Origin of the sequence: Rodentibacter mrazii (genome assembly GCF_001998825.1) — a bacterium.
Lineage (GTDB): Bacteria > Pseudomonadota > Gammaproteobacteria > Enterobacterales > Pasteurellaceae > Rodentibacter > Rodentibacter mrazii.
The window spans coordinates 13,554-35,710 of the sequence record NZ_MLHG01000020.1; the positions used below are offsets into that span (position 1 = coordinate 13,554).

Sequence of the window (22,157 nt, forward strand, 5' to 3'; positions counted from 1 at the left end):
ATGTGGGTATCTCGTCATTTTTTAGGGCTATGTTGCCTGTTTTTCTGTCTTAATGCGGTAGCAATGGATCCTTTTGATCGCTCACAACGTCAAACGGGACAAAATAAAATGAATCTCCCCAAAATACAGAAAGAAAAATGTGTTTTCAATGAACCTTCTTTTGCCACAGAAAGTGCTTTTGACCAGCTGAAATTAGTGGGTGTGGTGCTTTATAAAAATAGATCAGAAGTGCTATTTTTAGATCCTCAGCAACAATTGATAGTTGTTAAACAAGGCTATCGGTTAGGGCAGGAAGGTTATTTGATACAACAGATTGAAAAAAATGGAGTGAAATTGTTACATTCAAAACCAGGGCAATGTGAGCAAACGGAGCCCTTAGAACTTAGATTTTAGGAGAAGATATGAAAATATGGCTTAAAAAGTGCGGTCTCTTTTTGCTAAGTTTTTATTGTGGCGATTTGTTGGCGGCAGAATTGAAAGATAATCAAGTTTTTTCTATCCGATTTAAACAAGCACCAATTGTATCAAGCTTGCAAGAACTTGCATTGGTGCAGGGAACCAATTTAATCATTGATGACGAATTGGAAGGTTCGCTTTCATTACAATTAGATAATGTTGATTTTGATCGTGTGTTGCGTTCTGTCGCAAAAATGAAGGACCTTTCCTTACGACAGGAAGAGGGCATTTATTATTTAGGGAAAAAAGCATTGGTTTCTGCGGCAATGGCGACGTTGCCCACAGGACAAGAGGTCGTGGATCATATAAAGCCGAATGATCCTACTCTTGTGAGTCGAACCGTTAAATTGCATTTCGCGAAGGCTTCGGAAGTGATGAAATCACTCACAACCGGTACAGGCTCTCTTTTGTCTGCGGTGGGGAGTATAGCCTTTGATGATCGGAGCAATGTATTAATCATTCAAGATGAAGCAAAATCCGTCAAAAATTTGGTGAAACTGATTGCCGAACTGGATAAACCCATTGAGCAAATTGCCATTGAGGCTAGAATTGTCACTATCACGGATGAAAGCCTCAAGGAGTTAGGTGTGCGTTGGGGAATTTTTACTCCAACGGAAAATACACATCGCGTGAGTGGTAGTATTGCGGCGAGTGGTTTTGCCAATATAACGGATAATTTAAATGTTAATTTTGCGACAAACACCACACCGGCAGGCTCTTTGGCATTACAAGTGGCCAAGATTAACGGGCGATTATTAGACTTAGAATTAAGCGCACTTGAACGTGAAAATAACGTAGAAATTATTGCTAGTCCGAGGTTACTGACAACTAACAAGAAAAGTGCAAGTATTAAGCAGGGTACAGAGATTCCCTATGTTGTAACGGGTAAGAACGATATACAAACCGTTGAGTTTCGTGAGGCTGTGTTAGGTTTAGAAGTGACACCTCATATTTCCAAGGATAACAATATCTTGCTTGACTTAGTGGTTAGTCAGAACTCGCCGGGTAATCGGATATCTTATGGGCAGCAAAATAACGAGATTGTGTCTATTGATAAGCAGGAGATTAACACCCAGGTTTTTGCGAAGGATGGAGAAACTATCGTGTTAGGAGGGGTGTTTCATGACACGATTACGAAAGGTATTGATAAAGTCCCTGTGCTAGGTGATATACCATTGATAAAACGTTTGTTTAGTAAAGAAAGTGAACGACATCAAAAGCGTGAATTAGTAATTTTTGTTACGCCACGTATTTTAAAACAAGGAGAACCTTTAGAAGGATTGAAACAAAAAGTAGCTGACAAAGCAAGGAAGTAAAAGTGCGGTTAGATTTTAATACATTTTTTCAGTTTAATTGTGTGTTATGTCAAGCAACCTTAAAACAAGGTCAAAATGGATTATGTTCAATTTGCCAGCAAAAAATCCGGCAATATACCTATTGCGGCGGTTGTGGTATGCCATTGCAACACTTTGCTCTCCATTGTGGTTGCTGTGGTCATAATGAATTTGCATGGGATCGTATGGTAGTTGTTGGACGCTATGATGAATTGCTTTCTCAATTAATTCATCGTTTCAAATTTCAAAAACAATTTTGGCTCGATCGTACTTTGGCTCGCTTGCTTCTATTGGCTGTTTATGATGCAAGGCGTAACCATGGTTTAATCTTTCCTCAAGCGATTATTCCTGTACCACTTTATCATCTTCGCCAGTGGCAGCGAGGTTATAATCAAGCGGATTTATTGGCAAAAAGTATCAGCCGATGGCTTGAAATTCCCTGTATATCCCATATTGTTAAACGTGTGAAACATACGCGTGCTCAACGTGGCTTAAGTGCTGTAATACGTCGTCAAAATTTGAAAAACGCTTTTAAGATCGAGTTTTTCAAGCCTTTTCCTTATCAACGTGTGGCGTTAGTGGATGATGTGATCACTACGGGGAGTACGCTTAATGAAATTGCTAAATTATTACGTAGTCTAGGCGTTCAGGATATTCAAGTGTGGGGACTGGCTCGAGCCTAATTGGGTTAAGTAATAAGTACGATTTTGATAAAAAAGTGGAAAAAATACGGTAGTAGGCGTATCATTTCTGACAAATTTTCTCAAGTATTAAGGAATATTTATGGAGCAAATTGCTATTTCAAACGCAGCACAGGAACATTTTCGCAAATTATTGGATACCCAAGAGGAAGGGACGAATATTCGTATTTTTGTCGTGAATCCCGGTACACCAAATGCAGAATGTGGAGTGTCTTATTGTCCTCCAAATGCAGTGGAAGAAAGCGATGTAGAAATGAAGTATGACACTTTCTCTGCCTTTGTAGATGAAGTGAGTTTACCTTTTTTGGAAGATGCTGAAATTGATTATGTGACAGAAGAATTAGGGGCGCAGCTCACGTTAAAAGCACCGAATGCGAAAATGCGTAAAGTGGCAGATGATGCGTCATTAATCGAACGAGTGGAGTATGTGATTCAAACACAAATAAATCCTCAATTAGCAAGCCATGGTGGTCGAATCACTTTGATTGAGATTACGGAAGATGGTTATGCTGTTTTACAGTTTGGAGGCGGTTGCAATGGTTGTTCAATGGTGGATGTCACCTTGAAAGACGGTGTAGAAAAACAATTAGTTGGTTTATTCCCAAATGAATTGAAAGGGGCAAAAGATGTCACCGAACATCAGCGAGGAGAACATTCTTATTATTAAGTTATTTGTAGATTTCTAATTTAAGGGCGTGGATACGCTCTTAAATCTTTCAGTAATAACAAGAGGTTCTAGACCTATCTTAATTGTTTGTTTAAGACATGGTTATGGTTATGCATGAATTAATTTTTGCAGTAATCGATCCATAGCACGGTAACCCAATGCTTCTGCCAAGTGGATTTGAGAAATTTGTTTTTCTCCATTCAAATCAGCAATGGTGCGTGAAACCTTTAAAATACGATGGTATGCACGCACGGAAAGCCCCAGTTTATTCAAGGCATTTTCAAGAAATAACGCCTCTTTTTCCTTTAATTTACAATCTCGTTCAATCTCTTTACCAGTTAAATAAGCATTGATTTTTCCGGCTCGGGCTAATTGAATTTCCCTTACTTTTAAGACCTTTTCCCTCACTTGTGCACTGGTTTCTCCTCGATCGCCTGTCGCCTGTAAACTTCCTTGTGGTAATAGTGGTACTTCAATGGATAAATCAAACCGATCTAAAAATGGTCCGGACAGGCGATTTAAATATCGCATAATTTGTTGCGGTGAAGTGCGATTATGTGTACCAGTATAATGTCCTGTTGGGCTTGGATTCATTGCTGCTACTAATTGGAAACGTGCAGGAAATTGAATTTTTGCATTGGCTCGTGAGATAACAATTTCACCACTTTCCAGCGGTTGGCGTAAAGCATCAAGGACTTTTCGCTCAAATTCCGGTAGTTCATCTAAAAAAAGCACACCATTATGCGCCAAGGAAATTTCTCCTGGTTTAGGGATCGTACCACCGCCCACGAGTGCGGGTAGTGAGGCACTATGATGTGGAGAACGGAAGGGACGTTGTTTCCAATTGTGGAGATTGAGTTCATTTTGCACAAGGCTTGTCACAGAGGCGGTTTCAATGGCTTCTTGATCAGTCATTTCCGGTAAAAGTGCAGTTAATCGGCTTGCCAGCATGGTTTTACCGGTTCCCGGCGGACCAAGTAAAAGTAAGTTGTGTTGTCCGGCTGCGGCAATAGTGAGTGCCCGTTTGGCGTGTTGTTGTCCAATAATATCTGTTAAGTCTAAGTGATTTTTATAGTGAAAATTGACCGCACTTTCTTGTGTTAATGTTGCGGCAGTCGGTAATTTTTCCTGATTATTAAGAAACTGCACCACGTCAAGGAGGGTCTGTGCGAAATAAGTATTTTGTTCTGAAACTAATGATGCCTCGTTGGCATTTTGTTTGGCAATGATAAGTTCCCGTTTGACTCTTTGTGCGGCAAGAATAGCCGGAATCACGCCATGGACACCTCTCAAATGTCCAGTAAGTGCCAGTTCACCAACAAACTCAAACTGCTTTAACCGTGAGGCATCTAATTGATCAGAGGCGGCGAGAATCCCGATGGCAATAGGTAAATCAAACCGCCCCCCTTCTTTGGGTAAATCTGCGGGTGCAAGGTTTACGGTAATACGTTTTGCCGGATATTTAAATTGAGCGTTCATTAATGCGCTACGCACGCGGTCTTGCGCTTCCTTGACTGTTTTTTCAGGTAATCCCACTAGCGTAAACCCAGGTTTTCCGTTACTCAAATGGACTTCAATGGTAACAAGTGGGGCTTGTACGCCCATAGAAGCGCGACTATAAACGATGGCAAGGGACATAAGAATTCTAAAAGTGCGGTTAAAATCTAAAAAGTTTTCATACTATAAAAAAAGCCAGTGATGAAATCTCTCATCACTGGCTTTTTTTGCGATCTTCCTCGCAAAATTCACATTTTATTCTGCAAAAACTGGTGAAAACCAACCGTCTAATTTTGTTGCAAGTTTATCAATACCAATTTTATTTTGTGCAGAAAAGGCTTCCACTTGAATATCGCCCAGGAAGGGAAGGATTGCTTCCCGCACCATTTTTACTTGTTTGGTCCGTGCGCTTTGGCTCAATTTATCTGCTTTGGTGAGCAAGAGTAAAATGGGTAAATCTGCGGAAACCGCCCATTCAATCATTTGTTGATCGAGATCTTTTAGAGGGTGACGAATGTCCATCAATACAACAAGCCCTGCTAAACATTCGCGTTTTTGTAAATATTCCCCTAAGGATTTTTGCCATTGGATTTTCATTTGTTCCGGTACAGCGGCATAACCATAGCCCGGTAAATCCACAAGTTTACAATTTGGTTCGACCTCAAATAAATTGATGAGCTGGGTACGTCCCGGGGTTTTGGAGGTGCGAGCCAGGTTTTTTTGGTTTGTCAGGGCGTTAAGTGCAGTGGATTTTCCCGCATTTGAACGACCGGCAAAGGCAATTTCAATACCTGTATCTTCTGGAATTGAGCGGATATTCGGGGAGCTAGTGAGAAAATGGGTTTTGTGATAATTCAGTTTAATTTCAGACATAATTTTTCCTTTGATATTGTGGCGTAAAGCATACCATAGATCGCAAATCTGCTGAAATTGGTCTTGTGCTAAAAAGTAAAAGGATTTTTTTAGGGAGGAGAAAACATGAAAAAAGTGCGGTCAATATTGACCGCACTTTTGTTCTATTCCGCATCTTCCTTCGCCCATTCTAATGAGCGTTTTACCGCTTTTTTCCAGCCTTTGTAGCGGCGTTCGCGTTTTTCATTATCGTTATCCGGAGTGAAAGTTCGCTCTACTCGTGCTTTATCGCGGAGTTCGTCCAAGTCTTTCCAAAAACCGGTGGCAAGCCCTGCCAGATAGGCTGCGCCTAATGCGGTCACTTCTTTCACTACTGGGCGTTCTACATTCACATCAAGAATATCCGCTTGGAATTGCATTAAGAAATTGTTATTTGTGGCACCGCCATCGACACGGAGATACTGTAAGCGTTCGCCGGAGTCGGATTGCATGGCTTCTAATACGTCACGGGTTTGATAGGCGATAGACTCAAGAGTAGCGCGAACAATGTGGTTACGATTTGCACCACGGGAAAGCCCAAAAATAGCGCCACGAGCATAAGGATCCCAATAAGGTGCACCTAAACCGGTGAAAGCTGGGACAACATAAACACCGTTGCTGTCCTGTACTTTTTGGGCAAAGTATTCGGAATCGAAACTATCGTGAACAATTTTGAGTTCATCCCGTAACCATTGAATAGAGGCACCGGCAATAAATACCGAGCCTTCTAATGCGTATTCCGGTTCGCCTTTCGCATTACAGGCGATGGTGGTAAGCAAGCCGTTTTTTGAGGTGATCGCTTTATCACCGGTGTGGAGCAACATAAAACAACCTGTACCGTAAGTGTTTTTTGCTTGTCCGGCATGCACACATAAGTGACCGTAAAGCGCAGCTTGTTGGTCACCGGCAATACCCGCTACCGGAATACGTACACCGCCTTTACCGCCAATGTTGGTTTGACCGTAAATTTCAGAAGAATTATGCACTTCAGGCAACATGGAGCGTGGGATATTCAAGATTTCAAGCATCTTGTCATCCCACTGTTTGGTGTGAATATTAAATAACATCGTGCGTGAAGCGTTGGTGTAATCGGTTACGTGAACACGACCTTGAGTCAGTTTCCACACAAGCCACGTATCCACGGTACCGAATAATAATTCACCACGTTCTGCTTTTTCGCGCGCACCTTCTACATTGTCCAAAATCCATTTTACTTTGGTACCGGAGAAATAAGGATCGACCACCAATCCTGTTGTATGACGAATATAATCCTCGTAACCGTCTGCTTTCAGTTTATCGGTAATATCAGCAGTACGGCGACATTGCCAAACAATGGCGTTATAAACGGGTACACCAGTCGCTTTTTCCCACACAATCGTGGTTTCACGTTGGTTGGTGATACCAATCGCAGCGATTTCATCAGAGGTGATACCGGCTTTGGCAACGACTTCATTGAGCGTGGAGCTTTGTGTCGCCCAAATTTCCATTGGATTATGTTCTACCCAACCTGCACGTGGGTAAATTTGAGTAAATTCGCGTTGGGCAATTTCAACAATGTTGGCGTTATGATCCAATAGTACGGCTCGAGAGCTGGTCGTCCCCTGGTCTAAAGCAATAATGTATTTTTTGTCAGTCATGATAAAACTCCTTGATGATACGTTTTTTTATTGTAAACGAATGTTTTGAACTAAAAACGAACAAATTGCGCTCGTAAGCTAATTGAATTACCACCGAATTTAAATACCTATTTTGCAATTTTATGACAATGATCACAAAAAAATTTTCTTTTTCGATAGATTATGTGATCAAGTTCGCATTTCTAAAATTTAGTTGGAATACCTACTTGAAGAGTAGGGTTTTTAGAAGATAATAAGTGCGCTCACATTGAGTTTCTCAAGTTTGAAAAAATACGAACATAATTGCTTACTTGCACTTCTTAGCGGGTTTTTTAGCGTTGTCAGCAACAGTTGCTATAGACCCTATTTAGAAATGCTTTCTTCAACTATTCGATGGAGATTCTTATGAATGCTTATTTTGCAGAGTTTTTTGGCACCGCGCTTATGATTTTGTTAGGGAATGGTGTGGTTGCCAATGTTTGCTTGGATAAAACAAAAGGGCAAAGTTCCGGTTGGATTGTGATTACCACCGCATGGGCATTTGCTGTGTATGTGGCGGTTGTTGTTGTCGGACCTTACAGCGGTGCACATTTGAATCCAGCCGTTACCTTAGGGCTTGCCGCAAAAGGTGCATTCGACTGGGGGCTGGTAGCGGGGTATGTAATCGCTCAAGTTTTTGGCGGTATGGTGGGCGCGTTGTTGGTTTATATAATGTACCGCAACCATTTCTTAGCTACAGAAAATGAAGGTTTAAAACGTGCTTGTTTCTGCACAGAACCTGCAATTCGTCATTACCCAAGCAACCTTATTAGTGAAATTATCGGTACGTTTGTATTGGTATTTGTGATTTTTTATCTCGTCGGTGCGGATATTACATTACCGGGCACAACGGAAGTAACGCCTATTGGTTTAGGTTCTATTGGGGCATTACCGGTGGCAATTCTTGTTTGGGCAATTGGTTTAAGTTTAGGGGGAACAACCGGTTATGCCATCAATCCGGCGCGGGATTTTGGGCCGCGTTTAACCTTAGGGCTTTTCCTCAGTCGTCAGTTAAATACTAAACCGGATTGGGCATATTGTTGGGTACCGATTGTAGGGCCGATCATCGGAGCATTATTGGCGGCTGTAGCTTATGTGGTGGTGATGTAGATAATGTAAAAAACAGGTTGAAAATCAACCGCACTTTTTCAAACAAAAAGAACTCAATCTTTTATAGATTGGGTTCTTTCGTTGTACACAGAAAATTATTGTTTACCTTTCAAAAATTCAACTCCGGTATCAGGGAAATCCGTAAACACCCCCGTTGCGCCGGCTTTATTCAGCAAGGCATCATACATTTGATTTACATTGGTAAAAAATTCCGGTAAGGCATCTTTACGCACGGTATAAGGATGTAGCTCCACATTATATTGTGCTAATTCTTTCACTAATGGTGTGTATTGAATATTACCGACCTTCGATTTTTCTTTATCCACCAACATATACCAGCCCGGCCCTACGCCATCTGCATATTTCACCACTTCAGCCATTGCGCCCGGTTTGAACATCCAATCATAATCGTAGTTCACCCATTTGCCTTGTGCATTTTTTTCCTCAGTTTCGTGCCAGTCGGTGTATGCCACTAATTGAACTAATTTTAAATCCATCCCCATTTTCGGTAGTAATTCGGTTTTGATACGTTTTAGCTCATTGAAATCAAAGGTTTGCAAATAAACTCTGTCGGTTTTTTTGTCATAACCATATTTTTTCAATACTTTGAGTGTTTCGGCGGCAATATCTTTACCGTTTTGGTGGTGGAACCAAGGCGCTTTAATTTCAGGGTAAATACCCACTTTTTTACCGGTGGATTTTTCTAAACCTTGAATAAATTCAATTTCATCCTCAAAGGTATGGATTTTGAAATGGGATTTCCAAAGTGGGAAGCGGTTCGGATAAACGGCAACTTGTTTACCCGCTTTGGTTTCAAAGTTTTCTGTCATATTCAAACTTTGAATTTCTTTTAAGGTGAAATCAATCACATAATAACGACCATCTTTGCGATGACGATTTGGGAATTTTTTTGCCACATCGGTTAAACCGTCTAAAAAGTGGTCATGAATGACAATGAGACGACCATCTTTTGTCATGGCTAAATCTTGTTCTAGATAATCCGCTTGTTGACCGAAGGCAAGCGCTTTGGATTCCAGCGTATGCTCCGGTAAGTAGCCGCTTGCACCACGGTGAGCGATAATGATTTTTTCTGATTTCATATTACTTGCCATCATTGAAGATTGACTGCTACAGCCGACTAATACACTAGTGGCCAGTAAAGAAAAGGCTAATGTTTTAAGTTTCATAACTATTTCTCCTTGAAGAAGTGCGGTTAATTTTAAGACTATTTTTGTGAATGAATCATGTTGAGCCAATATAGTCTATCTATATTAAAGATTTATTAAAAAAGGCGATCTAAGCATTTGCTTGTCGCCTTTTTTACACGAATTATTTCGTACCGTAGGTATCACCTAATTTTGCTTTGTGTTTGCCTTCTTCAATCATTACATTGAGAAGTAATAACACCGCTAAGATACCGCCGGCGATCATCACGTAGAAACCGCCATCCCAGCCGTAGTATTCAGCCGCCCAGCCGACAACGGCAGAGGCTGATACGGTACCGCCTAAATAACCGAATAATCCGGTGAAACCGGCTGCCGTACCTGCGGCTTTTTTCGGTGCAAGTTCAAGGGCGTGTAAACCAATTAACATCACCGGACCATAAATTAAGAAGCCGATAGTGGTCATTAAAATGAAGTCGGTTAATTGATATGGGTTTTCATACCATGCACTGTAATTGGCAATCTCTGCTTCAGGCGTAGCGGGATTTTTCCATAACGCCACAACAGCAACTGTGGTTAAGATCATAAAGATAAAACCGGTTAATCCTCGTTTACCTTTGAATACGTGGTCAGATACCCAACCGCATAATAATGTGCCGGGAATCGCAGCCAATTCATAAATGGTGTATGCCCATGCCGTACCTTTAATATTGAAGTGTTTTACTTCACCTAAGTAAACCGGAGACCATTTCAACACACCGTAGCGGATTAAGTAAACGAACACGTTAGCAATGGCGATGTACCATAATAATTTGTTTTTCAAGACATAAGTCATAAAGATTTCTTTGGTAGAAAGCTCATGCTCGTAAGTTTTTTCGTTATAGTCGTCCGGATAGTCATTACGCCATTTTTCAACTGGCGGTAAACCACAAGATTGTGGGGTATCTTTCATCACAAGATAAATTGGAATGGCGATGATCATCGCGGCGATACCCGGATAGTAAAGCGCTTGTTGCCATACATCTTTTGCCGTTGCTTCAACACCGTGTGTGCTGAAATAAATTGCACCGGCTAGAAGTACCATCGCACCCGGCACCATGCCGCCGAGGTTGTGTGCGGTATTCCAAATAGAAACAATGGTTCCACGTTCGGATTTAGACCACCAGTGAACCATAGTACGTCCGCATGGCGGCCAACCCATTCCTTGAAACCAACCGTTTAAAAAGATCATAATCCACATGATCACGATACCGGATGTAGCCCACGGGAATAAACCCATCATGGTCATACATAAACCGGATAATAATAAGCCGAATGGTAAAAATACTTTCGGGTTAGAACGATCCGAAAGCATCGCCATAAAGAATTTTGACAAACCGTAAGCTAAACCGGCTGCCGTACCGACAAGACCCAACTCCGCCTTGTTATACATACCGGCTTCAATTAAACCTTTTTGAGCCAAGTCAAAGTTTGCACGCACAAAATAATAGGCGGCATAACCAAAGAATATCCCTGCGAATACCTGCCAACGTAAGCGTTTATAGGTAGAATCAATCTTTTCCGCAGGAAGCTCCGCAATATGCGGTGCGGGTTTAAATGGTCCAAACATAATTTTTCTCCAACATTTGTAATTATGATTTTCCTTTCTGAATGAAAGAGCAACCCGCATAATAATGAAAAATAAAAAATAAGAAAGTTTTCAAATTCAGAAATGTGAAGTATCTCACAAAAAATGACATCAATATGAGCGAACACGAAAATAATGTGATCTTCCTCACAAATATATTTTCTTTTTCGCTCAATATGTTGTTAATTTAGGCATTATTCTCTACAATCAAACGAAGTGGGTTTGTTTTTTATTATTTATTGTGGGATCTGGGGGTAAACATGGGATTATCACCTAATTTATATCGAGATGTTGGAGACTTTTCCTCCTTATCCACGGGTGTGATTATCATCGGTGGTGGGGCGACCGGTGCGGGTATTGCACGTGATTGTGCGTTGCGTGGTATTAAGTGTATTTTGCTGGAGCGTCGGGATATTGCCACCGGTGCAACAGGGCGTAATCATGGTCTGTTACATAGTGGTGCGCGTTATGCGGTGAACGATCAGGAATCGGCGGAAGAATGTATTAAAGAAAATCGTATCTTACGCAACATCGCACGTCACTGTGTGGATGAAACGGAGGGATTATTTATCACTTTACCTGAAGATTCCCTCGACTATCAAAAAAACTTCATTGAAAGCTGTACAAAATCCGGCATTGAGGCGGTTGCTATTGATCCTAAGCTTGCAAAAATTATGGAACCCTCCGTTAATCCTCATTTAGTGGGGGCAGTTGTGGTGCCGGACGGTTCTATTGATCCTTTTCGTTTAACTGCGTCTAATATGGTGGATGCCGCAGAAAACGGTGCCAAAATCTTTACCTACTGCGAAGTAAAAAATCTTATTCGGGAAGGCGGAAAAGTCATTGGTGTGGATGTTTATGATCATAAAAACAAAATTAAACGCCAATTTTTTGCGCCGCTCGTTGTTAATGCCAGTGGGATCTGGGGGCAAGGGATTGCGGAATATGCCGATCTCAAAATTAAAATGTTTCCGGCAAAGGGCGCGTTACTCGTTATGGGGCATCGTATCAATAAAATGGTGATTAACCGCTGCCGTAAACCTGCTGACGCTGATATTCTCGTGCCGGGTGATACCATTTGTGTGATTGGGACAACTTCTAGCAGAATTCCTTATGATCAAATCGATAATATGCAGGTGACACCCGAAGAAGTGGATATTCTTTTCCGTGAAGGGGAAAAACTCGCACCAAGTTTACGGCATACCCGCGTGCTACGTGCTTATGCCGGCGTGCGCCCGTTAGTGGCAACGGATGACGACCCTTCCGGTCGAAATGTCAGTCGCGGTATTGTTTTGCTGGATCATGCGGAACGTGATGGTTTAGACGGTTTTATTACTATCACCGGCGGTAAATTGATGACCTATCGCTTAATGGCAGAATGGACAACGGATCTAGTTTGCAAAAAACTTAATAAAACCGCCCGTTGTGTGACGGCAGAACAACCGCTGCCGGGTTCAACGGAAAGTCGTCAAGAAACCAATCAAAAAGTCATTTCGTTACCGAGTACGATTCGTTATTCCGCCGTGTATCGCCACGGTTCTCGCGCTACCCGTTTGCTAGACAAAGCGCGTTTAGACCGTTCTATGGTATGTGAATGTGAAGCGGTTACTGCCGGAGAAGTACGCTATGCGGTAGATGAACTAGATGTTCACAATCTAGTGGATTTACGCCGCCGTACCCGAGTGGGGATGGGGACATGTCAAGCGGAACTTTGCGCCTGTCGTGCCGCGGGATTAATGAGCCGTTTTGAGGTTGCCACTCCGCGCCAATCGACCACCCAACTCAATGCGTTTATGGAAGAGCGTTGGCGTGGCATTGAACCCATTGCTTGGGGAGAGGCCATTCGGGAAGCTGAATTTACCTCTTGGATGTATGGTAGTGTATTGGGTTTGAATGATGTGAGACCGCTTGATGAACAAGCACAACAGGGGACGGATAGCAATGAATTTTGACGTAGTGATTATTGGTGGCGGTTTAGCCGGCTTAACCTGTGGTATCGCCCTTCAACAACATGGTAAGCAATGTGTGATTATCAATAACGGTCAAGCGGCAATGGATTTCGCCTCCGGTTCTTTTGATCTATTAAGCCGTATGCCGTCAGGAAGTGCGGTGGAAAATTTGCAAGAAAATTTAACCGCACTTTGCTCAACCTTACCATCACACCCATATAGTTTATTAGGGACAGAAAAAGTGATGGGCAAGGCGCGGGAGTTTGAAGTTTTGGCACAATCCCTCAATCTTGATTTAATTGGCTCCGCTGAAAAAAATCACTGGCGGGTAACTGGACTTGGCAGTTTGCGTGGCACATGGCTTTCTCCGAATAGTGTTCCTACGGTCGAGGGTCATGAACCTTTTCCATATAAACATATTGCGGTGCTTGGTATTGAAGGCTATCACGATTTTCAGCCCCAGCTTTTGTCGGCGAATTTAGTGCTTAACCCACAGTTTGCTCATTGCGAGGTGTGCAGTGGTTTCTTGAATATCCCGCAATTAGACGAACTTCGTGAAAATTCACGGGAGTTTCGCAGTGTGAATATCGCACAACTTTTAGAACACAAATTGGCTTTTGATGATTTAGTAACAGAAATTGTGGAATCCGCACAAGGCGCAGACGCTGTATTTTTACCGGCTTGTTTTGGTCTAGAAAATCAAGAGTTTATGACCGCACTTCGCAAGGCAACAAAACTCGCCTTATTTGAATTACCGACCCTTCCGCCTTCGCTACTGGGTATGCGGCAACGTATTCAATTACGCCGCCAATTTGAATCCCTCGGGGGCCTAATGATGAATGGCGATAGTGCCGTAAAAGCACATTTTGACGGTAACCAAGTGCGTTGTGTGATGACTCGTTTACACAATGACGAAGAAATGATTGCCGATAATTTCGTGCTCGCATCAGGCAGTTTCTTCAGTAAGGGATTAGTGGCAGAATTCGATAAAATTTTTGAACCAGTATTTTATTCGGATATTACGGGAGCAAAAGGATTTGAGGCGAATGATCGCTTTAGCTGGACAGATCGTCGCTTTTCTAACCCCCAGCCTTATCAATCAGCCGGTGTGGTGATTAACGAACATTGCCAAGTACAAAAGAGCGGTGAATTTTTAACGAATTTATATGCGGTGGGGAACGTCATCGGTGGTTTTAATGCTTTAGCGCTTGGCTGTGGTTCCGGTGTGGCGGTGGTAACTGCCTTGACGGTAGCGGAAGAAATTTTGGCGAAATAAGGAGGCGATATGAGTATGAATATTCAACGATTAATTGACAGTGCGAAACAGTCCCTTAATTCGCCGGTAAGCCATCAATATATTGATGAAAGTTTTGAAAGCTGTATTAAATGTACCGCCTGTACCGCAGTTTGTCCGGTTTCACGTAATAATCCGCTGTATCCCGGCCCGAAACAGTCGGGGCCTGATGGTGAGCGTTTACGTTTAAAATCTGCCGAACTTTATGACGAAGCCCTCAAATATTGCACCAACTGTAAACGTTGTGAAGTGGCTTGTCCGTCCGATGTAAAAATTGGTGATCTTATTGTTCGGGCGCGCAATAATCATCTGGCACAACAGAAAAAACCGTTGATGAACAAATTGCGTGATGCCATTTTAAGTAACACCGACATCATGGGGAAACTCAACACGCCTCTTGCACCTATTGTGAATACCGTCACCGGATTAAGTGCTACCAAATTTGTGCTTGAGAAAACCCTTAATATCAGTAAAAAAAGAACCTTACCAAAATATGCTTTTGGCACGTTCCGCAGTTGGTATATGAAAAATGCCTTAGAAGAGCAGAAAAACTTTGAACGTCAAGTGGCGTATTATCACGGCTGTTATGTGAACTATAACAATCCCCAACTGGGCAAGGAATTTCTTAAAGTTTTCAATGCCATGGGGATCGGCGTGATGTTGTTGGAAAAAGAAAAATGCTGCGGTTTGCCTTTAACCGTGAACGGCTTTCCTGAGCGTGCACGCAATATTGCCCGATTCAATACCGACTATATCGGCAAAATGGTGGATGAAAAAGGCTTAGAGGTGATTAGTGAAGCCTCAAGTTGTGCGTTAAATTTACGGGATGAATATCATCACATTTTAGGCATCGACAATGCAAAAGTCCGCCCACATATTCATATGGTGACTCCTTTCCTATATCAGCTTTTTAAAGAAGGCAAAACCTTACCGCTTAAGTCGCTGAAATTAAGAGTGGCGTATCACACAGCCTGTCATGTGGAAAAAGCCGGCTGGGCGCCTTACACATTAGAAGTATTGAAACAAATTCCTGACTTGAAAATCATTATGTTGCCGTCACAATGCTGCGGCATTGCCGGTACCTACGGTTTTAAAGCGGAAAACTACGACACCGCCCAATCTATCGGCAAAACCTTGTTTGATAATATCAACGAAGGCGGATTTGATTATGTCATTTCCGAATGTCAAACCTGTAAATGGCAAATTGATATGTCCTCCAATATCACCTGTATTCACCCCTTGACTTTACTTTGTATGTCGATGGAGGTATAGGAACCAAAAAAAGTGCGGTCAATTTTGACCGCACTTTTGACTTCTATCTTAAGCTTTCGCCAAAATCGCTTTATGTTCTTTAATCAACATTATAAAGGGTTGGGCAAATCGTTCTAATTTTATTGTGCCCACTCCGTTAATTTGCAGCATTTCAATATTAGAGGTCGGCATATATTGTGCCATCTCTTGTAGTGTTGCATCATTGAACACGATATAGGGTGGGATATTTTCCTTATCGGCAATTTGTTTACGTAAAAAGCGCAGATGGGCAAACAGATCTTTATCGTAATTAACCATTGTGCTTCGTTGCGGGTTATGAGCCATTTTACTGATCGCAGAAATACGCGGCATTGCAAGCTCCAGAGGCACTTCTCCTTTTAGCACGGGTTTGGCATTTTCTGTGAGTTGTAAGGTGGTGTTAAACTCTCCGATCACCTGCTGTATAAAACCTAGGTGAATCAATTGGCGAATCACCGATTGCCAATGTTCCTTACTTTTATCTTTACCAATGCCATAAACGCTGAGTTTATCGTGTTGACGTTCGAGGATTTTCTGATTTTGCATGCCTCGTAATACCCCAATCACATATTGTGCCCCAAAACATTGCCCTACACGGTAAATGGCGGACATCACTTTTTGTGCATCCATTAAACCGTCATATTTTTTCGGTGGATCTAAACAAATATCGCAGTTATTGCAGGGTGTTTGGCGATGTTCACCGAAATAATTAAGCAACACCAAGCGACGACAAGTTTGGCTTTCGGCAAACTCACCGATGGCTTCTAATTTATGTTGCTCAATTTGTCGTTGGGGTGTTTCCGGTTTCTCAAGTAAGATTTTTTGTAACCAAGCATAGTCTGCCGGTTCATAAAATAATACGGCTTCGGCGGGTAAGTCATCCCGTCCTGCACGCCCGGTTTCCTGATAGTAAGATTCAATGCTGCGAGGTAAATCAAAATGCGCTACGAAACGGACATTGGATTTATTGATTCCCATACCAAAGGCAATGGTTGCCACCACGACTTGCACATTATCACGTTGAAAATCCTGTTGCACACGCTCACGCTGTGCGGTTTCCATTCCTGCATGGTAAGCTGCTGCGGATATCCCTTTATGGCGTAAACTTTCTGCTATTCGTTCGACTTTATTACGACTGTTACAATAAACAATACCGCTTTTGCCTTTTTGAGCTAACACAAAACGGGCAAGTTGCTCCATGGGTTTAAATTTTTCTTCCAGCGTGTAACGAATATTTGGGCGATCAAAACTACCAATATACTTGTAAGGATTTTGCAGTTTAAGATGAGTAAGAATATCTTGGCGCGTCGCGTAATCCGCCGTTGCGGTGAGTGCCATAATAGGTGCATTCGGAAAACTGGATTTTAACCCGCCAAGTTGGGTATATTCGGGGCGGAAATCGTGTCCCCATTGGGAAATGCAGTGTGCTTCATCAATCGCGATGAAACTGACTTGGCAATAGGAAATCAGCTGGAAAAAGCCGTTTGTCATCACTTTTTCCGGTGAGATATAAAGGAGTTTAAGTTGTCCTGAAATTAGCTTATTTTGTACTCGTTGCTGCTGTTCTAATGTTTGGCTGGAATTGAGAAAATCTGCCTCAATACCATTAGCCTGTAATTGATCCACCTGATCTTTCATTAAGGAAATGAGAGGGGATATTACCAGCGTAAGCCCATTAAAACAGAGCGCCGGAATTTGATAACAGAGTGATTTACCGTTCCCCGTCGCCATCACCACCAGAGAATCTTGTCCATTAATTGCGGCATTGATCACTTCTTCCTGCCCTTTGCGGAAAGATTGATAACCAAATACCGAATTTAGCACGGAAAGTGCGGTGGGTTTTTCCGGTGTTTTTGGGGAAGGAGAAAGATTGGACATATTAGAATTGAACAGCTTCACCGTGTGCGGCACAGGCCTCTGTTAAACTCTCCCAAAAATTTTTACCGTCGTTGGAAATCCATTCACCATTTTTGAAGGCAAAATGAAAACCGCCTAATTTACTGGCAAGCCAAAGTTCAAATAAAGGTTCTTGTTTGTTGATGACAATTTGTGTGCGATTACCAAAGGTCATAGTAAACACAGCACCTTGAGTTTCACAATCCACATCGGCGCCTTGTTCTTCTAATTCTTCTTCAATTTTTTGCCAAATTTGTTCAATATTTTGATGAAATTCTGCAACATTCATAAAGTTTTTCCTTTCAAATCTGATAGAATGCAGCAGATTATAAAGCCTTTTGCCCCCTTGTGAAAGGCGGATTTAACGATGAGTGAGAGAGAAGAAATGAAAAAATTATTGTCAATTTTAGTATTAAGTGCAGTTTGTGCGTTAGCGACAGGTTGTGGAGTGAAAGGACCATTGTATTTTCCGGAAAAAGACCAAACTCAACAGAATCAATAATTGGTGAGACACAATATGAATTTTTTCCAATATCAAAATAACCGACTTTATGCAGAACAATTGCCGGTACAACAACTTGCAGAGCAATTTGGTACACCGCTTTATATCTATTCCCGTGCCACGCTGGAACGCCATTGGCATGCTTTTAACGATGCATTAGGTTCACATCCTCATTTAATTTGTTTTGCCGTGAAATCTTGCTCTAATATTGGGGTATTAAGTGTTATGGCAAAATTAGGTTCAGGTTTTGATATTGTTTCGCAAGGTGAATTGGAACGCGTATTGGTGGCTGGGGGGGATGCTTCGAAAGTCGTTTTTTCTGGTGTAGCAAAGTCCCGTGAAGAGATTATGCGTGCTTTAGAAGTGGGGATTCGTTGTTTCAATGTGGAATCAGTGTCGGAACTTCTCCACATCAACCTCATTGCTGGCGAAATGGGAAAAATTGCACCGATTTCTTTGCGTGTAAACCCTGATGTAGATGCGCACACGCACCCCTATATTTCCACCGGTTTAAAAGAAAATAAATTTGGCGTCAGCGTGGACGAAGCCCGTGAAGTCTATAAGCTGGCAGCAAGCCTACCGAATGTGACGATAACTGGAATGGATTGTCATATCGGATCGCAACTCACTGAATTACAACCCTTTTTAGATGCGACAGATCGTCTTATTGTGTTAATGGAGCAACTCAAACAAGATGGCATTGCTTTGCAGCATTTAGATTTAGGCGGTGGTTTGGGGGTAACTTATACCGATGAAAATCCGCCACATCCAAGCGAGTATGCTAAAGCCTTGTTGGAAAAATTAAAAGATTACAAGGATCTTGAAATTATCCTTGAGCCGGGGCGGGCAATTACCGCCAATGCCGGCATTTTAGTAGCAAAAGTCCAGTATTTGAAAAGTAACGAAAGTCGCAATTTCGCCATTACAGACACCGGTATGAACGACATGATTCGCCCGGCATTATATGAAGCCTATATGAACATTGTCGAAATTGACCGCACTTTGGCGCGCCCGAAAGCGGTTTATGATGTGGTTGGCCCCGTTTGCGAAACCTCTGATTTTTTAGGCAAACAGCGTGAACTTGCCATTGCGGAGGGCGATTATATTGCACAATGTTCTGCGGGTGCTTATGGAGCGAGTATGTCCTCCAACTACAATTCCCGTCCACGCACAGCGGAGGTTTTAGTGGATGGCGATAACGCACACTTAATCCGCTGCCGTGAAAGTTTGCAAGAACTTTGGGCGTTGGAATCGGTGGTTTAATTCTCCCTTGAAAAGAAAGTGTGGTTGAAAAACAGAGAAATTTTCAACCGCACTTTGTTTATAGAAATAGGGCGATCAGTTATCCCATTTTATTTAACAATATCCCCTTTAAGGGCTACACCGCCAATAATATGGCCCGCATGACATTCATATTTTGTCGTACTTTTAAATGTATTCTTTTTATAATAACTAACAATATTTCCAACCTTTTTCGCACCTTTTGATGCCGCTTTATCTTGTAACTGTTTTACAGCGGATAAAAATGCCCGTTGACATGCTTTCTCATCACTTTTGTTTGCTGCATTAGTTTTTTTATTTGTTACTGTGTTTGCGATAAGTACTTTACCCGGTGCCGGTGTACCAAAATAAAGTTTGATATTTGGATTCAGTACCTCTGTAGCCTCCGGTGATTTTAATGCCTCACTAATAGATAAATGATGAGTTGTATCACGTGGAGCACAGGCTGCAATGGCTAAAGTTGATATAATGATGCCGAGTTTTGCATTTAGTTTCATAGGGGTTTCTCCAAGGTAAATGAGTTAAAACGGGATCTTTATTTCAGATCAAAGTTCAGTATAACATTTTTATACTAATTTAAAATTATCTACATTGCTTTGAATGAATTAGCTAGGTAAAATTAGTTAACTTTAAATATTTAAAGTGGAAAAGGAAAGAGGATGAAAAAAATTATTTTAGGGTTAACGGCATTTTGCTTAGTCGCATGTTCTGCAGGTGGGGTTGATGAAAGTAGTTTAAAACCTGTAAACCGTGCTTTTAATGTAAAACATGTTTGTGTAAAAGGGAGTACGCGTGGTGCGCCGGATCTATTTGTTGCAAGTTTAAAAAAGAGCCTGCAAAAGAAAAATATTATGTCTGAATCTATTGTGAACGCCGGTGATGCGAACTGTGATTATATCTTGGTCTTTGGTGTAAAAGGTAACCGTAACATTGTGGCAAAAGCAAAACTGCGTTTAATGGAAGTTAAAAATCAAAGTGAAGTCGGTTTTGTTCTTTATGTTCGCAAAGGTGACGAAAAAGATCGCGTTGATGAAGTCGGCTTGCAAGGTCAAACCGATACTATGATTAATCAGCTATTCAAAGATTATTAATTATGCCAATCTGCCACTTTTCATTCAACATTAAAAACTGGGCGATAGTTTGTAATAAAAAACTAGAAGTGGACGATTGGAAAAAAGGGGAAATTTTTTGGTTGAAAAATGCGGTTAATTTTGAAGAAGTTTCTCCTAAATTAGCTTTTTTACCACCGTTAAAACGTCGCCGATTAAGCCCATTCGCCCGTTTGTTTTTTGAATCGGCATGGGAGTTATTAGGAGAAAATAAAAATATTCCCGTAGTTTATGCCTCTTCAAATGGAGAAATTAATCGTAATTTTGATCTTTGGCATAGTTTATTGACAGAAGGAGATGTTTCACCCACTTCCTTTAGCCTTTCAGTGCATAATGCTCTGGTAGGACAGTGGTCCGAACTTGGTGGTGTAAAGGCAGAAATCACCGCATTGGCAGCCAAACAAGATAATTTAGAGATCGCCTTATTAGAAGCCTATTTATTATTGAATGAAGGAATAAATCAGGTGTTAGTTGTTGTGGCAGAATCGCCTTTAGTAGATTCATACAATGCTTCACCTGTATATCGTCAACCTTTTTCTTATGCGTTAAGTTTATTAGTGGAGAGAGGCGATGATTATTCATTAGCATTGGATGAGGGTGTGGGGAATTCTTCGGGTTCTGATAATGCATTAATTTGGGTAAAAAATCAGTATTTGGGTGTTAAAACGTGGCAAACGAAAAGTAGTACAAAAGGAACATGGCAATGGGAAAAAAATTAGATTGGCTACGTCGTTTTATTGCTACTGCATTAGGTTTTCTTTTTTGGGGCGTGGCAGGCACCTTATTTCAGCTTTATCTTTATCCTTATGCTAAAAATTACAAAAAAAATAGTTTGGCTACCCAGTTAAAGGTTCGTCGTTTAGTCAGTAAGATTTGGGCATATTTCATCCGATATTTAACAATTTCGGGTGTACTTGAGGTGAAATATCAAGGTTTTGAACGTTTAGGTTGTCAGGGGCAACTAGTGTTGGTAAATCACCCGTCACTACTTGATGTAGTATTGGTTCTCGCTAAAGCGCCCGAACTGAATTGTATTGTCAAGAAAGAATTACTGAATAACCCTACAATGAGAAACCAAATTTTAGCATGTGGTTTTTTACCCAATACCGAATCATTGGAACTTCTGGAAGAATGTGATGAGGTGCTAAAAGAACAAGCTCTTTTGCTTTTCCCAGAAGGTACAAGAACAGGTTGGGATGGTGAAGTTAAACTCAATCGTGGTGCCGTATCTATTGGCTTGCGTAGTGCAAGTGTTATTACTCCAATAGTCATTAGAATGAATCCGTTGAATTTTAAAAAAGGGCAGCCTTGGTATCAACTACCGAAAAAACGTATTCAATATGAGCTCATTGTGGGAGAAGACATCAATCCACAGGATTGGCTGGCGGAAAAGCCATTACCGATTGCTTCTCGCCGATTAACCGAATATTTACAACATTATTTTAACTCTCAAACTAAGGATGATGAAAATGACACTCGAACAACAACTTAAACAACTAATTATTGATAGCCTTGCACTAGAAGATGTTTCTATAGATGATATTGAAGACAATACGGTATTATTTTCTGATGAGGGGCTGGGGCTTGATTCGGTAGATGCGCTGGAATTAGGTTTAGCGGTACAAAAAACATTTGGTTTGCAGTTGGATAGCGAACAAAATCAATTACGTAAACATTTTGAAAGTGTTGCAACACTGGCACAATTTATTCGTAGTAAAAAAGGGGAAGTGTGATT

The 22,157-nt window shown here is 41.5% G+C and carries 22 protein-coding genes; 14 read left to right on the top strand and 8 right to left on the bottom strand.

From position 1 onward, the window contains the following. From BKK47_RS03735 to nfuA, 4 genes are all read left to right on the top strand, one after another. Nucleotides 1-393: a pilus assembly protein PilP gene (locus BKK47_RS03735; RefSeq protein ID WP_077493569.1), complete on the top strand. Its 393-nt coding sequence runs from the start codon at nucleotides 1-3 to the stop codon at nucleotides 391-393. 8 nt (nucleotides 394-401) lie between these two features. After that, entirely contained in the window at nucleotides 402-1,772 is a 1,371-nt protein-coding gene (locus BKK47_RS03740; protein ID WP_077493570.1) for a type IV pilus secretin PilQ, read from the top strand. A 2-nt stretch (nucleotides 1,773-1,774) separates the two neighbouring features. After that, nucleotides 1,775-2,473, top strand: a complete 699-nt coding sequence (locus tag BKK47_RS03745) for an amidophosphoribosyltransferase (RefSeq protein WP_077493571.1) — start codon at nucleotides 1,775-1,777, stop codon at nucleotides 2,471-2,473. Nucleotides 2,474-2,573: 100 nt separating this feature from the next. Continuing rightward, nucleotides 2,574-3,158: a Fe-S biogenesis protein NfuA gene (gene nfuA, locus BKK47_RS03750; protein ID WP_077493572.1), complete on the top strand. Its 585-nt coding sequence runs from the start codon at nucleotides 2,574-2,576 to the stop codon at nucleotides 3,156-3,158. Between the two features lie 108 nt (nucleotides 3,159-3,266). Here the strand turns inward: nfuA and BKK47_RS03755 are convergent, their stop codons facing one another. The 3 genes from BKK47_RS03755 to glpK all read right to left on the bottom strand — a co-directional run bounded on the left by BKK47_RS03755 (nucleotide 3,267) and on the right by glpK (nucleotide 7,183). Next, entirely contained in the window at nucleotides 3,267-4,796 is a 1,530-nt protein-coding gene (locus BKK47_RS03755; protein WP_077493573.1) for a YifB family Mg chelatase-like AAA ATPase, read from the bottom strand. A gap of 114 nt (nucleotides 4,797-4,910) precedes the next feature. After that, nucleotides 4,911-5,528 carry a ribosome biogenesis GTP-binding protein YihA/YsxC gene (gene yihA / locus BKK47_RS03760; protein ID WP_077493574.1) on the bottom strand — a complete coding sequence of 206 codons (618 nt, stop codon included), beginning with the start codon at nucleotides 5,526-5,528 and terminating at the stop codon, nucleotides 4,911-4,913. Between the two features lie 143 nt (nucleotides 5,529-5,671). Next, a complete protein-coding gene (gene glpK, locus BKK47_RS03765) occupies nucleotides 5,672-7,183 on the bottom strand; it encodes a glycerol kinase GlpK (RefSeq protein WP_077493575.1) in 1,512 nt (503 codons plus the stop codon). A 384-nt stretch (nucleotides 7,184-7,567) separates the two neighbouring features. Between glpK and BKK47_RS03770 the strand changes: the two genes are divergently transcribed. Next, the gene (locus BKK47_RS03770; RefSeq protein ID WP_077493576.1) at nucleotides 7,568-8,311 is read left to right on the top strand and encodes an MIP/aquaporin family protein; all 744 of its coding nucleotides are present in this window, start codon (nucleotides 7,568-7,570) and stop codon (nucleotides 8,309-8,311) included. A gap of 95 nt (nucleotides 8,312-8,406) precedes the next feature. Here the strand turns inward: BKK47_RS03770 and glpQ are convergent, their stop codons facing one another. Both glpQ and glpT read right to left on the bottom strand, forming a co-directional pair. Further along, the gene (glpQ, locus tag BKK47_RS03775) at nucleotides 8,407-9,498 is read right to left on the bottom strand and encodes a glycerophosphodiester phosphodiesterase (RefSeq protein WP_077493577.1); all 1,092 of its coding nucleotides are present in this window, start codon (nucleotides 9,496-9,498) and stop codon (nucleotides 8,407-8,409) included. 142 nt (nucleotides 9,499-9,640) lie between these two features. Then, nucleotides 9,641-11,083 (bottom strand): glycerol-3-phosphate transporter, encoded by a 1,443-nt coding sequence (gene glpT, locus BKK47_RS03780; RefSeq protein WP_077493578.1) that lies wholly within the window; start codon nucleotides 11,081-11,083, stop codon nucleotides 9,641-9,643. Between the two features lie 278 nt (nucleotides 11,084-11,361). Here glpT and glpA point away from each other — a divergent pair, with 278 nt between their 5' ends. From glpA to glpC, 3 genes are read left to right on the top strand one after another with little or no spacing between them, the layout of a single operon-like run. Continuing rightward, the gene (gene glpA, locus BKK47_RS03785; protein ID WP_077493579.1) at nucleotides 11,362-13,053 is read left to right on the top strand and encodes an anaerobic glycerol-3-phosphate dehydrogenase subunit A; all 1,692 of its coding nucleotides are present in this window, start codon (nucleotides 11,362-11,364) and stop codon (nucleotides 13,051-13,053) included. Continuing rightward, a complete protein-coding gene (glpB, locus tag BKK47_RS03790; RefSeq protein WP_077493580.1) occupies nucleotides 13,043-14,326 on the top strand; it encodes a glycerol-3-phosphate dehydrogenase subunit GlpB in 1,284 nt (427 codons plus the stop codon). Before glpA ends, glpB begins: the two co-directional genes overlap by 11 nt. Nucleotides 14,327-14,335: 9 nt before the next feature. Next, complete coding sequence (gene glpC / locus BKK47_RS03795; RefSeq protein ID WP_077493581.1) at nucleotides 14,336-15,616, top strand: anaerobic glycerol-3-phosphate dehydrogenase subunit GlpC; 1,281 nt, start codon at nucleotides 14,336-14,338, stop codon at nucleotides 15,614-15,616. A gap of 48 nt (nucleotides 15,617-15,664) precedes the next feature. On the opposite strand, the gene recQ is transcribed toward glpC, so the two are convergent. Then, nucleotides 15,665-17,512, bottom strand: a complete 1,848-nt coding sequence (gene recQ / locus BKK47_RS03800; protein ID WP_077493582.1) for a DNA helicase RecQ — start codon at nucleotides 17,510-17,512, stop codon at nucleotides 15,665-15,667. A gap of 1 nt (nucleotide 17,513) precedes the next feature. Further along, nucleotides 17,514-17,819, bottom strand: coding sequence for an iron donor protein CyaY (gene cyaY / locus BKK47_RS03805; protein WP_077493583.1), 306 nt, complete (start codon nucleotides 17,817-17,819; stop codon nucleotides 17,514-17,516). Between the two features lie 96 nt (nucleotides 17,820-17,915). On the opposite strand from cyaY, the gene lptM reads away from it, so the two are divergent. Beyond that, nucleotides 17,916-18,032 carry an LPS translocon maturation chaperone LptM gene (lptM, locus tag BKK47_RS12665; RefSeq protein ID WP_077493638.1) on the top strand — a complete coding sequence of 39 codons (117 nt, stop codon included), beginning with the start codon at nucleotides 17,916-17,918 and terminating at the stop codon, nucleotides 18,030-18,032. A 15-nt stretch (nucleotides 18,033-18,047) separates the two neighbouring features. After that, nucleotides 18,048-19,295 carry a diaminopimelate decarboxylase gene (gene lysA / locus BKK47_RS03815; protein ID WP_077493584.1) on the top strand — a complete coding sequence of 416 codons (1,248 nt, stop codon included), beginning with the start codon at nucleotides 18,048-18,050 and terminating at the stop codon, nucleotides 19,293-19,295. A gap of 89 nt (nucleotides 19,296-19,384) precedes the next feature. Here lysA and BKK47_RS03820 read toward each other — a convergent pair whose 3' ends face one another. Then, a complete protein-coding gene (locus BKK47_RS03820) occupies nucleotides 19,385-19,810 on the bottom strand; it encodes an excinuclease ABC subunit A (protein ID WP_077493585.1) in 426 nt (141 codons plus the stop codon). Between the two features lie 162 nt (nucleotides 19,811-19,972). Between BKK47_RS03820 and BKK47_RS03825 the strand changes: the two genes are divergently transcribed. Genes BKK47_RS03825 through BKK47_RS03840 form a run of 4 tightly spaced genes read left to right on the top strand, consistent with a single transcriptional unit; the run spans nucleotide 19,973 to nucleotide 22,155 of the window. Next, complete coding sequence (locus BKK47_RS03825) at nucleotides 19,973-20,404, top strand: hypothetical protein (protein WP_077493586.1); 432 nt, start codon at nucleotides 19,973-19,975, stop codon at nucleotides 20,402-20,404. A 2-nt stretch (nucleotides 20,405-20,406) separates the two neighbouring features. Next, nucleotides 20,407-21,141 (top strand): beta-ketoacyl synthase chain length factor, encoded by a 735-nt coding sequence (locus tag BKK47_RS03830; RefSeq protein ID WP_077493587.1) that lies wholly within the window; start codon nucleotides 20,407-20,409, stop codon nucleotides 21,139-21,141. Further along, a complete protein-coding gene (locus BKK47_RS03835) occupies nucleotides 21,126-21,914 on the top strand; it encodes a lysophospholipid acyltransferase family protein (RefSeq protein WP_077493588.1) in 789 nt (262 codons plus the stop codon). Before BKK47_RS03830 ends, BKK47_RS03835 begins: the two co-directional genes overlap by 16 nt. Beyond that, nucleotides 21,892-22,155, top strand: a complete 264-nt coding sequence (locus BKK47_RS03840) for a phosphopantetheine-binding protein (RefSeq protein ID WP_077493589.1) — start codon at nucleotides 21,892-21,894, stop codon at nucleotides 22,153-22,155. Before BKK47_RS03835 ends, BKK47_RS03840 begins: the two co-directional genes overlap by 23 nt. Nucleotides 22,156-22,157: the final 2 nt, after the last annotated feature.

Bases quoted from the DNA above. Each gene is read 5' to 3' on its own strand.
- BKK47_RS03735 (WP_077493569.1), top strand. From the start codon at position 1: ATGTGGGTATCTCGTCATTTTTTAGGGCTATGTTGCCTGTTTTTCTGT.
- BKK47_RS03740 (WP_077493570.1), top strand. From the start codon at position 402: ATGAAAATATGGCTTAAAAAGTGCGGTCTCTTTTTGCTAAGTTTTTAT.
- nfuA (WP_077493572.1), top strand. From the start codon at position 2,574: ATGGAGCAAATTGCTATTTCAAACGCAGCACAGGAACATTTTCGCAAA.
- BKK47_RS03755 (WP_077493573.1), bottom strand. From the start codon at position 4,796: ATGTCCCTTGCCATCGTTTATAGTCGCGCTTCTATGGGCGTACAAGCC.
- yihA (WP_077493574.1), bottom strand. From the start codon at position 5,528: ATGTCTGAAATTAAACTGAATTATCACAAAACCCATTTTCTCACTAGC.
- glpK (WP_077493575.1), bottom strand. From the start codon at position 7,183: ATGACTGACAAAAAATACATTATTGCTTTAGACCAGGGGACGACCAGC.
- BKK47_RS03770 (WP_077493576.1), top strand. From the start codon at position 7,568: ATGAATGCTTATTTTGCAGAGTTTTTTGGCACCGCGCTTATGATTTTG.
- glpQ (WP_077493577.1), bottom strand. From the start codon at position 9,498: ATGAAACTTAAAACATTAGCCTTTTCTTTACTGGCCACTAGTGTATTA.
- glpT (WP_077493578.1), bottom strand. From the start codon at position 11,083: ATGTTTGGACCATTTAAACCCGCACCGCATATTGCGGAGCTTCCTGCG.
- glpA (WP_077493579.1), top strand. From the start codon at position 11,362: ATGGGATTATCACCTAATTTATATCGAGATGTTGGAGACTTTTCCTCC.
- glpB (WP_077493580.1), top strand. From the start codon at position 13,043: ATGAATTTTGACGTAGTGATTATTGGTGGCGGTTTAGCCGGCTTAACC.
- glpC (WP_077493581.1), top strand. From the start codon at position 14,336: ATGAGTATGAATATTCAACGATTAATTGACAGTGCGAAACAGTCCCTT.
- recQ (WP_077493582.1), bottom strand. From the start codon at position 17,512: ATGTCCAATCTTTCTCCTTCCCCAAAAACACCGGAAAAACCCACCGCA.
- cyaY (WP_077493583.1), bottom strand. From the start codon at position 17,819: ATGAATGTTGCAGAATTTCATCAAAATATTGAACAAATTTGGCAAAAA.
- lptM (WP_077493638.1), top strand. From the start codon at position 17,916: ATGAAAAAATTATTGTCAATTTTAGTATTAAGTGCAGTTTGTGCGTTA.
- lysA (WP_077493584.1), top strand. From the start codon at position 18,048: ATGAATTTTTTCCAATATCAAAATAACCGACTTTATGCAGAACAATTG.
- BKK47_RS03820 (WP_077493585.1), bottom strand. From the start codon at position 19,810: ATGAAACTAAATGCAAAACTCGGCATCATTATATCAACTTTAGCCATT.
- BKK47_RS03825 (WP_077493586.1), top strand. From the start codon at position 19,973: ATGAAAAAAATTATTTTAGGGTTAACGGCATTTTGCTTAGTCGCATGT.
- BKK47_RS03830 (WP_077493587.1), top strand. From the start codon at position 20,407: ATGCCAATCTGCCACTTTTCATTCAACATTAAAAACTGGGCGATAGTT.
- BKK47_RS03835 (WP_077493588.1), top strand. From the start codon at position 21,126: ATGGGAAAAAAATTAGATTGGCTACGTCGTTTTATTGCTACTGCATTA.
- BKK47_RS03840 (WP_077493589.1), top strand. From the start codon at position 21,892: ATGACACTCGAACAACAACTTAAACAACTAATTATTGATAGCCTTGCA.